This is a genomic window from Sphingomonas sanguinis, from assembly GCF_001476905.1.
GTDB lineage: Bacteria > Pseudomonadota > Alphaproteobacteria > Sphingomonadales > Sphingomonadaceae > Sphingomonas > Sphingomonas sanguinis_B.
This window is the reverse complement of the sequence record NZ_LDTE01000199.1, coordinates 1-914: the sequence shown is the minus strand read 5'-3', so window position 1 is coordinate 914 and position 914 is coordinate 1. Positions and strand designations below refer to the sequence as shown.

The 914-nt window shown below is 66.3% G+C and carries 1 protein-coding gene and 1 pseudogene; both read right to left on the bottom strand.

Going from position 1 to position 914, the window contains the following annotated elements; all coding sequences use genetic code 11:
- Positions 1-168: 168 nt before the first annotated feature.
- On the bottom strand, positions 169-621 hold the full coding sequence (locus SB4_RS18550) for a nuclear transport factor 2 family protein (RefSeq protein WP_058753730.1): 453 nt from the start codon (positions 619-621) through the stop codon (positions 169-171).
- A gap of 27 nt (positions 622-648) precedes the next feature.
- Positions 649-914 (bottom strand): annotated as a pseudogene (locus SB4_RS18545) (hypothetical protein); the annotation flags it as partial.

Sequence of the window (914 nt, the reverse complement as noted above, 5' to 3'; positions counted from 1 at the left end):
GGCGTAACGGCGGTCGTCGCCTCCTATCCCGGCTGGCGCGGCCGGATGGCGGCGCTGGGGCGATATGGCCAGACCAAGACGGGGTTTGCCGAGGATGCGGCGGTGCTGGCCAGCGCGGTGGGGATCGTGAGGGGGCGCGCATCGACCTGAGGCGATGCGCGCCCCCGATCAGGAAGCGGGCCGGGGTGGCTGGATGCCAGTATACTGGACGGACATCATCTTCCATTCCCTGCCGATCCGCTGCTCGACATAGGTTACGCGGACGCTGCGCGTGACCGTGCCGCCGTTGGGATTGGGCAGCGTATAATCGACCGAGCCGATGACGATGGCACTGTCGCCATGTCGGCGCACGTCCTGTGTGTGAAAGTTCATGGGCGGCACCGGACTCGCCTTTTCGGGCGCGTAGAAGGTGAGGACCTCTGGCCGCCGGTCGATCTCTCCCAAAGGAGACACCTCGATATAACCCGCCGCCAGCAGGCCATCGAGCGCATTCGCATCGAAACGGTTGCGCGCATCGTTGAACGACTGGACGAGCTTCAGGATCGCCGGATCGCTCGACCCTTGCGCCGACGCCGGGGCCGCCAGCAGTGCCAGACCGGCGACGATGTACCAAGACCGCATGTTTCTCTCCCCCCAAACGGGGGCAGGCTATCCGCGAAGCATCGCCACGTCCACCATGGGAAACGCCGTCCATTTCTCCTGCGATTGCGCGCTTTCCAAAACGGCCTCGACGAACGCCATGGTGCGCAGTCCCGACTCCAGGCCCGGATACCAGTTCGCCTCGCCCAAGGCCTCGCCCTCTATCGGATCGCCAGCGCGCAACGATCCCGCCACGGCGCGGTAGAGGTTGCCGAACGCCTCGATATAGCCTTCCGGATGGCCCGAGGGGGTGCGCAGGCGGGGCAGGGTGGAGG

What these genes read in the sequence shown, in the direction of transcription:
- SB4_RS18550 (WP_058753730.1), bottom strand. Translation starts at nt 621, where the DNA reads ATGCGGTCTTGGTACATCGTCGCCGGTCTGGCACTGCTGGCGGCCCCG.